This window comes from Nitrospiraceae bacterium, from assembly GCA_021373015.1.
Classification (GTDB): domain Bacteria; phylum Nitrospirota; class Thermodesulfovibrionia; order Thermodesulfovibrionales; family UBA1546; genus JAJFTJ01.
Genome location: JAJFTJ010000005.1, coordinates 1 through 12,608 on the forward strand (window position 1 = coordinate 1; position 12,608 = coordinate 12,608).

The following is a 12,608-nucleotide window of genomic DNA, read 5'->3' on the forward strand; positions in this document are numbered from 1 at the left end:
AAGAAAAATTGCACAAAATAAGCTTATGATTGGTGTGTCAACACACAGTATTGATGAGGCTGTTAATGCAGAGAAGCAGGGCGCTGATTTTGTAATACTTGGACCGATTTATGAGACGCAGTCAAAGCTTGAATATGGAAAGCCTTTGGGCATTGATATTTTAAATAAGGCGGAGAAAAAAGTTTCTATTCCTGTTTTTGCAATAGGAGGGATTAAGGCTGACAGGGTTAAGGAAGTAATAAGTGCCGGTGCAGACGGAGTTGCAGTTATATCAGCAATATTGAATTCAAAAAATGTACAAGAAGATACAGAAAAGTTTTTGAGGTTATTAAAATGATATTAAGGCAGAGCACAATATTTCGCTCATTCTCGTCCAAATTTTATCGGGACTCCGAGGTGAATATGCCTGCGGCATATTCAAATCCGCTCAAATATTATGCTCTGCCTTCCATAAAAAATTATTAATCAGGTGGTTAACATGACAAGAATAGAATTGGCAAAAAAAGGGATTGTAACTGATGAAGTGAAGCTGGTTGCTTCAGAAGAAGGTATTGCTCCTGAGCAGCTTTCTAAGGACATTGCTTTGGGAGCCAGTGTTATCCCGATAAACAAAAATCACAAAATAAAACCATTGGGCATCGGCAGGAATCTTCGCACAAAGATAAATGCTAACATCGGCACGTCAAAGGACAAGGTTTCATTCGACAGTGAGATTGAAAAACTTAACGTGCTTGTGAAATACGGAGCTGATGCAGTAATGGATCTTTCAACAGGCGGAGCTATAAAAGAACTTCGTAATATAATGCTCAAAAAATCTTTGATAGCTGTAGGCACTGTTCCTATTTATGAAGCTGCTGTAAAAGCGGCTGAAAAAAAAGGCTCTATTACAAAGATGACAACAGATGACATTTTTGCAGTAATAGAAGAACAGGCAGAAGAAGGAGTCGATTTTATAACTGTTCATTCAGGTCTTACTATGAGAGCAGTTGAAAGACTTAAGCAGGAAGGAAGAATACTCGACATAGTGAGCAGAGGAGGATCATTTCTCCTTGAATGGATGATATACAATCAAAAAGAAAATCCGCTCTACGAAGATTATGACAGACTTTTAAAGATTGCAAAAAAATATGATATGACATTGAGTCTTGGCGATGGGATGAGACCGGGATGTCTTGCTGATGCAACAGACCGCACGCAGATAGAAGAGCTTTTGACTCTTGGAGAATTAAGAGACAGGGCAGTAGATGAGGGAGTTCAGGTTATTATCGAAGGACCGGGGCATGTGCCATTAAACCAGATAGAATTAAATGTGAAGATACAGAAAGAGATATGCAAGGGCGCGCCGTTTTATGTATTGGGACCTCTGGTTACAGATATTGGCATGGGTTATGACCATATTGTTGCTGCAATAGGAGGCGCAATTGCTGGCGCAGCAGGAGCAGATTTCCTATGCTATGTGACGCCTTCTGAACATATAAGACTACCTGATATAGAAGATGTAAAAGAAGGAGTAATAGTTTCTAAGATTGCTGCTCATGCTGCTGATATTGCCAAAGGAATAAAGAGCGCGATCGATAAAGATATCAAAATGGCAGAGTATAGAAAGGCATTGAACTGGAATGGCCAGATAGGATTGAGCTTTAATCCGGAGAAAGTCAAAAAATGGAGAGACGAAGTCCCGCCTTCAGAAAAAGATGTATGCAGTATGTGCGGAGAATTCTGCGCCATCAGGACAGTTGAAAGGGCGCTGAAGAAAGACAAAAAATAATATAATTATTAAATTGAATTAATCGCATTTCCCTTATATCATAATATACATATGCTTATTCAAGCAGATGATTTAAGCTTAAGATTTATTTCAGAGGTTGGACATAGTGTTCGATATCCTGAATAAATTTCTAAAAATTCTGATAATCCTCGCGATTGTAGCGCTCATACTTTTTGTAAGTTATGGTTTTCTTCTGAATAAGATGGGGAAGCATCTTTATTATAAAGATGAACTTAAACCTGCAGATGTTATCGTAGTTCTTAAAGGTGAAGATGCAGAAAGAATCGAACATGCTGTTAAGCTTTTCAAAGAAGGCTGGGCAAGGAAAGATGTGGTAATTTTTTCAGGAGGACATGTTGTTTGGAGATATACATGGGCATCTCTTATGCAGGAGCACGCATTGTCGCTGGGCCTGCCAAAAAACTCTGTTCTTCTGGAAGAAAAATCAATCAACATACTCCAAAGCGCACAGTTCACAAAAGACATGATGAAAAAATTAAACTACAAATCATGTATCCTTGTCACTTCTGTTTATCAGAGTAAAAGAGCAGGAAATATTTTCAGGGAAATAATGGGTGAAGATATAAAAGTCATCAGCTCCTCTCCTGTCGAAAGCAATTTTAATTTTGAGAAATGGTGGAAAAAAGAACCGGACAGAACGAGAGTTATCGATGAATATTTTAAGTTTTTAGGCTCAGCGATATTTGGGATACAAGACTGAAAAATAAAGATGTTTTTTTATGGAAGCAAGAAGTTAAATAGAAAGATTATTTCTAAAATCCGAGATTGTTTTTAAAAATTCTTCTTCTGCTTTTTCGATAGAAAACCTTTCAGCTTTGATTCTTGCCTTAATTCCCATTGTTTTTGAATTATTCAGACAAAGCTTGATTTTTTCTGCCAATTCCAGTGGGTCTAATATATTTATTGTCACAAATCCTTCTTCGCCATTCTCTATTATCTCTGATACACCATTATTTTTTGTTGTGATAACCGTAATGCCTGAAGCCATTGCTTCGATCGTTGCATTGCTGAACGGGTCATACATAGTAGGAAGCACAAAGATATCTGCCGCAGCATAGAATTTTTGGATATCTTTCTGGGGCCCGATGAAAATAACTTTGTCTGAAACTTCGAATTTCTTTGCAAGTGTTCTGAATTTACCAACCCTCCCTCTGCCTATTATTATTAGCTTAATATCATGTTCATCTTCTACAAAAGATAATGCTTTAATCAGTGTTCCCAGTCCTTTTCTCCCGAATTCTGTTCCTACAAAGATTATTACCTTTGAGAATTCTTTTATAGACAGATTTTTTCTGATATCTGTTCTATATAATTCTTTGTTTTGAGGCGAGAATTTTTTAAGATCAACCCCATTGTATATAACCTTGATCTTTTCCTCAGGAACAGCGTAGTTTTGAATTATTTGTGATTTGACCATATTTGAATTAGCTATGATAAGTTTTGTGCCGGCAAACAATTTCTTTTCAATATAAAGGAGCGCAAGATGCAAGGGATTTATAAAATAGGTGAATCTTTTCCATAATGGATCAATCTGTTTTCTCAGCTTCAGCCATTCAATATGACATCCTTCTCCTGCCCTGTATATATCCTGAAAAGTTGTGCGCTCAAAGCTTATAGTGCAATCAGGGTTAAGTGATTTAATTTTTTTTTGTGCATTCCAATTAAATGAAAGCACTGAAAGAAATGAGATTAATGAGATAGATTTTATTTTATGGAAGATTATGCACGGACTCTCTATCCATTTGCTTGCTATAACATGTATCTCAGCTCTGTTTTTGAGTTTTTCCATTAGGGTCTGCATATACTTCTCTGCTCCGCCATGAATAGAAAAATTCTTTTTAATAAAAGCAAGTTTCATGTTCTGACATCCTTTTTTGTATTAAATCGATGAGCTCTGATTTATGTGCTATAATTATAAAACTAAAGCGGGTGTGTTCTTCAAGGTAATTCAAGAAAGGATGGATTATTGAATGCCAAAACTTAACCTCATCCTTGCAATTCACAATCACCAGCCTGTTGGGAATTTTGATAATGTTCTGGAAGATTCATATAAAAAAGCCTATCTTCCTTTTCTTGAAAAGCTGCTTGCATATAAAAGCCTGAGATTTGTCCTTCATTATTCAGGCAATATTCTTTTATGGCTTAATGACAACCATCCTGAGGCTGTTGATATTATAAAGACACTTTTAAAGGAAAACCGCATAGAACTTCTTTCTGGCGGTATTTATGAACCAATCTTTGCCTCAATCCCTGAAACTGACAGAATTATGCAGATTGAAGAGATGACAGATTATATTAAAGAAATATTCAGGGTTGTTCCAAAAGGCATGTGGCTTCCTGAAAGGGTATGGGAACCAAACATGCCTAAATATATTGCTCAGGCAGGCATTGAATATCTGCCTGTTGATGATCATCATTTTAAACTCTCAGGCCTTAAAGACAAAGAACTTTTTGGTTATTACATAACCGAAGAACAGGGTAATTACATAAAAATATTTCCGGGGAGCGAGAAGCTCAGGTATTGGATCCCATTCAGAGATGTCAGCGATATAATAGAGTATTTAAGGGAAGTTCATAAAGAAGACGAATCACGCCTTTTGACAATGGCTGATGACGGCGAGAAATTTGGTGTCTGGCCTGACACATACAAGCATTGCTACGAAGACGGATGGCTTGATAAATTTTTTTCTGCATTAGAAGAAAATAAAGAGTGGATCGAGACAACAACATTCGATGAATATCAGAAAAAATTTTATCCTTTGGGCAGGGCATATCTCCCTGCAGCATCTTACAGGGAAATGGGTGAATGGAGCCTTCCGTTGGAAAGCGCGAAGGAATACGAAAATCTTTTATCTGAGATGGAAAAAATATTTGGAGACAGCGCAAAAGGTTTTTTAAGGGGCGGGATATGGCGTTCATTTTTTGCAAAATACCCTGAGTCAAATCACATAAATAAAAGGATGCTTGGTATAAGCAAAAAAGTACATGATGCGGCTAATATCATTAAAAAGAAAAAAACTGATTTTACAGGTTCAAAGGCTCTTTTGCATGAATTATGGAAAGGCCAGTGCAATGATGCATACTGGCATGGTATTTTTGGAGGCTTGTATCTGCCGCACCTGAGATCTGCTCTTTACAGACACCTGATCAAGGCAGAATCGATGGCAGAAAAAATACTTGCAGACGAATCTATAACAAAACAAGATGTTTTTTTTCAGGAAGGCGACATTGATTGTGACGGATACAAAGACATATTAATAAGCACCAAAACAATGTCAGCATTTTTTACAGAAAACAGCGGCGCTTTGACAGAACTTTCAGTAAAAAGACAGAACATAAATGTGCTGGACATTCTTACGCGCAGACCTGAAGCTTACCACACGCGTATTTCTGAAACAGCAAATTCTATAGACAATGCAACAAAGACAATACATAACAGAATTTTTACAAAGGAACAAGGGCTGAAGAATGTACTTGTTTATGATAATTACAGAAGAGCATCTTTGCTGGATCATTTTTTAAACTATGACGTTAAAATTGATGATCTGATTAATTCCAGCTATATTGAAAATGGTGATTTCATAAATGGTCATTACGAGATTGAAAGTAATATTGATAAAAGCAGAGTAAGATTATTTAAAAAGGGAGCGGTTTTCGGTGAGGAAATGAGGATAGAAAAACTGATTGGCTTCAATAAATCAGGAATAAGGGTTGACTATCTGCTCGAAGGTAAATATAATGGCATATTTGGCGTAGAATTCAATCTTTCTTTTTTGGGTTCTTCATACACAGCTGTAAATTTAAGGGATAGTGTTTTTTATATTAAAGACAAAGGGCTGCATGAAACAATAGATAAAATTGTTATTAGTGACGAAATTTCAGGTCTTAAAATGGAATTTGTTTTTGATGAGAATATCGATTTTTGTCATTATCCTGTTGAGACCATATCTCTGTCTGAAAATGGAATTGAAAGGATTTATCAGGGCACAGAATTTTTATTTATGAATAAAATAGAACTCACAGACAAGAAAAAAATCGGATTCACTATAAATATTGGAGAATGATAAGATGAAAAATATTCAGCGTTATATAATTTTTTCTTTTTTATTCACTGTATGCATTATCTCAACAGCTCTTTCAAAGGAAAATCCGTTTGAACCTTTGAAAAATAGCGCACTTTCTTATTTTAAACCCTTGAAGGGGAAGATAGTGTCTGTAAGCAGTGATGGAACTGTAGCTGATATAGGAACAAGTTCTCAGGCAAAAAAAGGAATGCGCTTTTCTGTTGTAAGAGAGGGCGCTTCATTTCTGCATCCTGTGACCAAAGAACCGATAGGTCTTGTTGAGACTGCAGTGGGAAAGGTAGAGATTAAAGACGTAAGCTCTAATACATCGTCAGTAACTATTCTTAATGGTGATGTTAAGCCTGAAGACAAAATAAGAATATCTGAAACCGGAGTTAAAGCGCTATTTTATCAGAGCGCAAATGTTGATTGGAGCCTTGGCGATGCTTATTTCAGGACACTTAAGGATACAGGAAGGTTTGAGCTTCTCGAGACAGCGATTGAGAGTGACAATCAGGCAGAGATTATAAAAGAGGCTAAGAAGCAGAATGCCGATGTGCTGATTATGCTTGCTGCAAAGGACGCAGGAGGAGATGTAAAGCTCAAACAAAGCCTCTTCTGGGTTGAAGATTCTTCCAAGCTTTCAGAAGATGAAGTAAAAGTTCCGTTGTCATTTATAAAGGATCTTAAATTCGGCGAGGAGATGCTTGGCATTAAAAAAGAAGATGTTGCACGCGAACTGAAACTGCCGGTTGGCGGAAGATTCATACTAGCTGCTGATGTAAATGGAGACAAAAAAACAGAACTGCTTGTCAGCACTGACAGGGATATCCGCATGTATACTCCGGATGGCGAGCTAAGCACTGTTTATAAGATTAAGGGTTCTTATTCTGATGAAAATTTATGGTTTGACAAGATTGACCTTAACAAAAACGGCAGGGATGAGATAATCATCACCTTTTTCAGGTATGACACGGTAGTTTCAAGGATATATGAACTTCAGGAAGACAAGTTTGTTATGCTCTGGGAAGGCAAGGTTTTTTTAAAAGCTATGGGCAATGAACTTTTTGCACAAGAATTTGATCAAGGCGATGGATATAAGGGACCTGTATATCAGATTGTCTGGGATAATGGATACAAAAGAGGCAGTGATGTAAAACTTCCAACTGGTGTAAATATCTATGATTTTGCCTATATAAAAGATGAGGATAAGAAAATGGTTATTGCATATGATGATGCCGGTTATCTGAATCTTTATGATGACAAAGGGCTTAAGCTTTGGCGCAGCAGCGAGGACTATGGAGGTTTTCTGACCAAATTCAAAAGAGCTGTTCCAAATATGTTTATAGACAGAGGAGAATGGTCTATCAAGGATAGAATTTTTGTTTTCAATAAATCAGCTTATGTAATAAGAAGGCTCCCTCTTGTAGGGATGGCCCGTGGAGTTGGATTCAGCAGTTCACAAATAAAAAATCTATGGTTCACAGGCGCTTCCATGGAAGAAAGAACTATTGTGGATTATATATCAGGCAGTGCATTGGATTTTGGGATTGCTGACGATAAAATTGTTGTGCTCGACAGCCCTGCTGTTACTCTTTCCATTAAGAAACTTTTCAAAGGCGAAGGTCTTTACGGGAGCCTGGTTTATATATACTCGCTCAAGGGAAGATAACAGAGAATCAATATCTCTGCTTAAGCTTAATTATGGAGGAAAATAGTTTTGTCAAAAGATAAAATCCCTGGCCATGTGGGAATCATAATGGATGGAAATGGCAGATGGGCGGAATTGCGCGGTCTTCCGAGAATTGAGGGACACAGAAGAGGGGCCGAGAGAGCAAAAGAGACGATCGAGATTGCGCAGGAAATTGGCATAAAGGTTCTGACTCTCTATACTTTTTCGATCGAGAACTGGCAGAGACCCAAAGATGAAATTGATACATTGATGAAGCTGCTCGAAATGTACCTGAGAAAAGAGTTAAGAAAATTTATGGAAAATGGTATTGTGTTCAGGGCGATTGGAGAGATATGGAGGCTTCCAAAAAATATACAATCTCTTGTTTTAGAGACAGAGGAGCTGACTGCTGGGAATAAAGGGATGACTGTTGTTACTGCTTTGAGTTACGGCGGAAGAAATGAGATTATCAGGGCTGCAAAAAAAATTGCAGCTCAAATAAAAAATCCTGATGAAATAACTGAAGAATTATTCGAATCATGTCTTGACACAAAGGGAATCCCTTCGCCTGACCTTATAATACGCACAAGCGGCGAAAGACGAACTAGTAATTTTCTGTTATGGCAGGGAGCATATGCTGAATATTATTTTACGGATACGCTCTGGCCTGATTTTACAAAAGACGAGTTAATGCTTGCTTTACATGATTATCAGATGAGAGAAAGGAGATTCGGCTGTGTCCAAACAAAGACAAGTCCATAATTCATATGCACCATATTAAAAGATTAATCATTGCTTTGATTATTTTGCCTTTGCTTTTTATTTATATTACAAAGCTTCCTGCAATTTATTTTCTGTTCATACTGATGATAGTATCTGCCCTTGCACAGTATGAATTTTATACGATGTACGGCATTAAAGGACTTTTAAGATTCACTGGAATTCTTTTGGGGATGTTAATTCTTTATTTTATTTTTATATTTCAATATTCTCTGGATCCGCAAAAGCCTTTTGTCACTGATCTGGCTGCTATCGGATTTTTAATAGTTGCTGTTATCAGATTGTTTTATAAACGCAAACCCGAGTCTTCTCTTAGGGATATAGCTCCGGTTGTTACTGGTATTGCCTATATACCAGGACTTCTGGGTTTTCAGGTTTACCTGAGAGAACAGGGCTTTGATTGGATAATTTTGCTTTATGGATGTGTATGGGCTTCAGACAGCATGGCTTATCTGCTGGGCAGCACAATAGGCAAGAGAAAGCTTTATTCTGAAATAAGTCCTAATAAAACCATAGCAGGTCTTTTCGGCTCGATACTCGGAGGCGCTATCGGCGCACTTATATTCAAATATGCGCTTGCAGATATGCTGGTTCTCAGTTTTATAAATGCTGTCATACTCGGCATGGTTATCGGCGCAGTATCTGTTATAGGAGATCTAGTTGAATCAATGTTCAAACGTGACGCAGGAGTTAAAGACTCAAGCAGCTTGATCCTGGAACATGGAGGAATGCTTGACAAGTTGGACAGCTCTCTTTTCGCAGCGCCGGCTGTTTATTGGACTGCAATGGCGCTGAGGTTGATATAGTGAAGCGCATTACAATCCTCGGCTCTACAGGATCAATAGGAAAGAATGCCCTTGATGTAGCAGCAAGATACAAAGACAGATTTAAAATTGTTGGGTTGACCGCAAGAAATAACATATCACTTCTCGAAGAGCAGATAAGACAGTTTAAGCCGGAGGTTGTTGCAGTGGCTGATGAAGCCAGCGCTGTTAAGCTGAGGGAAAAACTTGACATGGACATTTTATCAGGTGATGAAGGAATTATTGAGGCTGCATCGCACCCAAAAACTGATTTTGTTCTTTCAGCAATAATAGGTTTTGCAGGACTCATGCCCACGCTTGCTGCTATAAATGCCGGAAAAACAATCGGGCTTGCAAACAAAGAGTCTATGGTAGTAGCAGGCGATATCGTAAAAAACAGCGCAAAAAAATCCGGCTCAAAGATAATCCCTGTTGACAGCGAGCACAGCGCGGTTTTTCAGTGTCTTGAAGGCAGGCATCCTGATTCAGTAAAAAAAATAGTCCTCACAGCATCAGGAGGGCCGTTTCTGGGAAAGGGAAAAAGCGAACTTGAAAAAGTTACGATTGAAGATGCATTAAAGCATCCCAGATGGGAGATGGGCAAAAAAATAACGATCGATTCTGCCACGCTGATGAATAAAGGGCTTGAAGTAATAGAGGCGCATTATCTTTTCGATATTGCTCCGGAAAATATTGATGTTCTCATACATCCACAGAGCATTGTGCACTCAATGGTCGAGTTCAAAGACAGAAGTTATATTGCACAGCTTTCTATTCCTGATATGAGAGGGCCTATTGCATATGCGCTTTCGTATCCTGAGAGACTGAGCGATCCAATGCCAGTGCTTGATTTCAGCAAACTTGATAAACTGACATTTAAGGATCCTGACACAAGTAATTTCCCTTGCCTTACATATGCTTATGAAGCATCAAAACTCGGAGGCACAATGCCTGCTGTTTTGAATGCTTCGAATGAGATTGCTGTAAATTCTTTTTTAAGCAAAATGATAAAATTCACTGACATCCCTTTAGTAATAGAAAAAACAATGAGCAGACATAAGACTGAGACTGTATCAGACCTGAGCATTGTGATGAAGGCTGATGACTGGGCAAGACATCAGGCAAAAGAGATTGTAGATAAACTGATAAAATAGATAATCAGAATTAAGAATAAGGAGATATAAATGTCATTTCTTTCAGCAATAATACTTTTAGGCGTCCTCATTTTCGTGCATGAGTTCGGGCATTTCCTGTTTGCAAAAAAACTCAAGGTAAGAGTTCTGAAGTTTTCGCTTGGGTTTGGCCCCAAGCTGATAGGAAGAAAATTTGGAGAAACAGAATATCTTATCTCCAGCATACCGCTTGGCGGATATGTGAAGATGCTTGGCGAAGAGCCAGGCGAGACTTTAAAAGAAGAAGATAAACCATTTGCCTATAATTACCAGCCTGTATGGAAAAGATTTTTGATAGTGGCTTCAGGTCCGATATTCAATCTTATTTTTGCCGCTGTGCTTTTCTTTTTTGTCTTTCTATCAGGTGTTCCAATGCCGGAGCCTTACATAGGCACTATTGTTAATAACTCTCCTGCTGACAAGGCAGGACTCAGCACAGGCGATAAGGTTATTGAGATTAATAACATCCCTGTTATGAGCTGGTATGAGATAAATGAATCAGTAAGCAAAAGCAAGGGCAATGCACTTGCTTTCAAGATAGAAAGAGAAGGGAAAATAATTGAGCTTAATGTAACGCCTGTTAAAGAAACAGAAAAAAATATATTCGGCGAGAAAATTGATGTCTTTGAAATAGGAACCTCGCCCTTACTCTATTCTTACATCGGGGAAGTTGTGTCAGATTCACCTGCAAAAAAAGCAGGGATCGAAAAAGGCGACAGGGTTATAAGAATTCAAGACACGGATATAAAAACATGGCAGGAAATGACCTCAATAATACATCAAAATCCCGGGAAGCCCTTGAGATTCAAGATAAAAAGAGGAGAACGGATTCTTGATATCATAGTGTCACCAGAGACAAAGACTATAACAGAACCTACAGGCAAGAGAAAAGATATAGGACTGATCGGCATAAAGCCTTTAGCTAATGAGGTAGAGAAAAAATTCGGATTAATAGATTCACTATATCTTGGTTTCAAAAGAACATGGGACATTTGTGTTCTCACACTTGTTGTAATCGTAAAATTGTTCCAGAGAATCATACCTGCTGATACACTTGGCGGTCCTATAATGATACTCCAGATGGCAGGAGAGCAGGCATCGATGGGAGCGATGAGTTTCTTCAGTTTTATGGCAGTAATAAGCATTAACCTTGGAGTGCTTAATCTCCTTCCTATCCCGATACTTGACGGCGGACATCTGATGTTTCTTACTATAGAGGGAATAAGACGCAAACCATTAAGCGAGAAAGTGATAATTATCTGCCAGAAAATAGGCGTAGCTCTTCTCATTACATTAATGATATTTGTACTATATAATGATGTCATAAGAGTAGTAGTTCCTTGGGTAAAAAAACTATTCAGCATATAGTTTGATATATGACAAGACCGGTAAGCTTACAAGCTCAGGTTTCATCAGGCGGAGTGATATCCAGAAATACATCAGGTATTTCTGAGATAGCGCTCATTGCAGTAAAAGGCGGCAATATCTGGTGCCTGCCAAAAGGTATCATTGAAAAAAATGAGAGTCAGGAAAAAGCAGCAGTCAGAGAAGTTCAGGAGGAAACAGGACTTAAAGGAAAAGTCATAGAAAAAATCGGAGAGATATCATACTGGTATTTCATCAAAGATAAAAACATAAGAACAAGAAAAACAGTCCACTTTTTTCTAATGTCATATGTTGATGGAAAAACAGAGGATCACAACTGGGAAGTGGATTCGGCAGAATGGTTTGCGATAGATCAAGCTCTGGAAAAGGTAAGTTACAAAGGCGACAAAGAGATAATAGAAAAAGCAAAAAAGATGCTGGAAGACATAAATTCAAAGAATAAATAACTAGGATTTTTTGAATATAAGCTATTAGGATATATATGGCTAGGATAATATTAAGCTGGGATTCCCTAAAAAAAGAGATTGATGCCGCAAGATCAAAAGGCAGAAAGATTGTCTTTACTAACGGCTGTTTTGATATTATCCATATAGGTCATGTCAGATATTTAAAAGAAGCAAAGACATTCGGCGATGTTCTTGTCATAGGCTTAAACTCTGATAAATCTGTATCCCGCATAAAACCAGGAAGACCTATTAATCCGCAGGATCACAGGGCAGAAGTGCTTGCAGCTTTAGACATGGTTGATTATGTAACTTTGTTTGATGAAGACACTCCATATGAATTAATAAAGATTGTTAAGCCTGATGTTCTTGTCAAAGGCGGGGATTGGAAAAAAGAAGACATTGTCGGCTCTGACATAGCAAAAGAAACCCACAGTCTTCCATATATAAGCGGCATCTCAACAACCGAGATTATCGAAAAGATTAGAAAGCTGTAAAA

12 protein-coding genes are annotated in these 12,608 nt (G+C 37.9%); 11 read left to right on the plus strand and 1 reads right to left on the minus strand.

The window, feature by feature from the left end; all coding sequences use genetic code 11:
- The 3 genes from LLF28_01335 to LLF28_01345 all read left to right on the plus strand — a co-directional run.
- Window positions 1–337, plus strand: a 337-nt coding sequence (locus LLF28_01335; protein MCE5194093.1) for a thiamine phosphate synthase, incomplete at its 5' end; no start/stop codon positions are given.
- Between the two features lie 141 nt (window positions 338–478).
- Window positions 479–1,768: a phosphomethylpyrimidine synthase ThiC gene (gene thiC / locus LLF28_01340; protein MCE5194094.1), complete on the plus strand. Its 1,290-nt coding sequence runs from the start codon at window positions 479–481 to the stop codon at window positions 1,766–1,768.
- Between the two features lie 106 nt (window positions 1,769–1,874).
- Entirely contained in the window at window positions 1,875–2,489 is a 615-nt protein-coding gene (locus tag LLF28_01345; protein MCE5194095.1) for a YdcF family protein, read from the plus strand.
- Between the two features lie 33 nt (window positions 2,490–2,522).
- On the opposite strand, the gene LLF28_01350 is transcribed toward LLF28_01345, so the two are convergent.
- Window positions 2,523–3,647: a glycosyltransferase family 4 protein gene (locus tag LLF28_01350; GenBank protein MCE5194096.1), complete on the minus strand. Its 1,125-nt coding sequence runs from the start codon at window positions 3,645–3,647 to the stop codon at window positions 2,523–2,525.
- A gap of 112 nt (window positions 3,648–3,759) precedes the next feature.
- Here LLF28_01350 and LLF28_01355 point away from each other — a divergent pair, with 112 nt between their 5' ends.
- Genes LLF28_01355 through rfaE2 form a run of 8 tightly spaced genes read left to right on the plus strand, consistent with a single transcriptional unit; the run spans window position 3,760 to window position 12,606 of the window.
- Complete coding sequence (locus LLF28_01355) at window positions 3,760–5,853, plus strand: DUF1926 domain-containing protein (GenBank protein MCE5194097.1); 2,094 nt, start codon at window positions 3,760–3,762, stop codon at window positions 5,851–5,853.
- Window positions 5,854–5,857: 4 nt separating this feature from the next.
- On the plus strand, window positions 5,858–7,525 hold the full coding sequence (locus tag LLF28_01360) for a hypothetical protein (protein MCE5194098.1): 1,668 nt from the start codon (window positions 5,858–5,860) through the stop codon (window positions 7,523–7,525).
- Between the two features lie 48 nt (window positions 7,526–7,573).
- Window positions 7,574–8,287 (plus strand): isoprenyl transferase, encoded by a 714-nt coding sequence (locus LLF28_01365; GenBank protein ID MCE5194099.1) that lies wholly within the window; start codon window positions 7,574–7,576, stop codon window positions 8,285–8,287.
- Between the two features lie 5 nt (window positions 8,288–8,292).
- Complete coding sequence (locus LLF28_01370) at window positions 8,293–9,111, plus strand: phosphatidate cytidylyltransferase (GenBank protein MCE5194100.1); 819 nt, start codon at window positions 8,293–8,295, stop codon at window positions 9,109–9,111.
- Window positions 9,081–10,262, plus strand: coding sequence for a 1-deoxy-D-xylulose-5-phosphate reductoisomerase (locus LLF28_01375; protein MCE5194101.1), 1,182 nt, complete (start codon window positions 9,081–9,083; stop codon window positions 10,260–10,262). Before LLF28_01370 ends, LLF28_01375 begins: the two co-directional genes overlap by 31 nt.
- Before the next feature lie 30 nt (window positions 10,263–10,292).
- A complete protein-coding gene (rseP, locus tag LLF28_01380; GenBank protein MCE5194102.1) occupies window positions 10,293–11,648 on the plus strand; it encodes an RIP metalloprotease RseP in 1,356 nt (451 codons plus the stop codon).
- An 8-nt stretch (window positions 11,649–11,656) separates the two neighbouring features.
- Window positions 11,657–12,112, plus strand: coding sequence for an NUDIX hydrolase (locus tag LLF28_01385; protein MCE5194103.1), 456 nt, complete (start codon window positions 11,657–11,659; stop codon window positions 12,110–12,112).
- Window positions 12,113–12,147: 35 nt separating this feature from the next.
- The gene (gene rfaE2, locus LLF28_01390) at window positions 12,148–12,606 is read left to right on the plus strand and encodes a D-glycero-beta-D-manno-heptose 1-phosphate adenylyltransferase (GenBank protein MCE5194104.1); all 459 of its coding nucleotides are present in this window, start codon (window positions 12,148–12,150) and stop codon (window positions 12,604–12,606) included.
- The last annotated feature ends 2 nt before the right edge of the window (window positions 12,607–12,608 follow it).